The sequence below is a fragment of the Burkholderia sp. lig30 genome (genome assembly GCF_000687455.2).
GTDB lineage: Bacteria > Pseudomonadota > Gammaproteobacteria > Burkholderiales > Burkholderiaceae > Burkholderia.
Map to the genome: position 1 here is coordinate 1 of NZ_JGVW01000105.1, position 1,179 is coordinate 1,179.

The window sequence follows — 1,179 nt, forward strand, 5'->3', positions numbered from 1 at the left end:
AAATTTGAGCGGACCAAGCCGCACGTGAACGTTGGTACGATTGGTCACGTTGACCACGGCAAGACGACGCTGACGGCAGCAATCACGACGGTGCTGACGAAGAAGTTCGGCGGCGAAGCGAAGGCATACGACCAGATCGACGCGGCGCCGGAAGAAAAGGCGCGCGGCATCACGATCAACACCGCGCACGTCGAGTACGAAACGGCGAACCGCCACTACGCACACGTCGACTGCCCGGGCCACGCTGACTACGTGAAGAACATGATCACGGGCGCGGCACAGATGGACGGCGCGATCCTGGTTTGCTCGGCAGCTGACGGCCCGATGCCGCAGACGCGTGAGCACATCCTGCTGGCACGTCAGGTTGGCGTTCCGTACATCATCGTGTTCCTGAACAAGTGCGACATGGTGGACGACGCTGAACTGCTCGAGCTGGTCGAGATGGAAGTTCGCGAGCTTCTGTCGAAGTACGACTTCCCGGGCGACGACACGCCGATCATCAAGGGTTCGGCCAAGCTGGCGCTGGAAGGCGACACGGGCGAGCTGGGTGAAGTGGCGATCATGAACCTGGCCGATGCGCTGGACTCGTACATCCCGACGCCGGAGCGCGCGGTTGACGGTGCGTTCCTGATGCCGGTGGAAGACGTGTTCTCGATCTCGGGCCGCGGTACGGTGGTGACGGGTCGTGTCGAGCGTGGCGTGGTCAAGGTCGGCGAAGAAATCGAAATCGTCGGTATCAAGCCGACGGTGAAGACGACCTGCACGGGCGTGGAAATGTTCCGCAAGCTGCTGGACCAAGGTCAGGCAGGCGACAACGTCGGTATCCTGCTGCGCGGCACGAAGCGTGAAGACGTGGAGCGTGGCCAGGTTCTGGCGAAGCCGGGTTCGATCACGCCGCACACGCACTTCACGGCTGAAGTGTACGTGCTGAGCAAGGACGAAGGCGGCCGTCACACGCCGTTCTTCAACAACTACCGTCCGCAGTTCTACTTCCGTACGACGGACGTGACGGGCTCGATCGAGCTGCCGAAGGACAAGGAAATGGTGATGCCGGGCGACAACGTGTCGATCACGGTGAAGCTGATTGCACCGATCGCGATGGAAGAAGGCCTGCGCTTCGCCATCCGTGAAGGTGGCCGTACCGTCGGCGCTGGCGTCGTCGCAAAGATCATCGAGTAA

Annotated in this window: 1 protein-coding gene; it reads left to right on the plus strand. The window is 61.7% G+C overall.

Annotated elements, in window-relative coordinates; all coding sequences use genetic code 11:
* Positions 1–1,179: elongation factor Tu (tuf, locus tag LIG30_RS21200; RefSeq protein ID WP_235510345.1), on the plus strand; the 1,179-nt coding region annotated here is incomplete at its 5' end.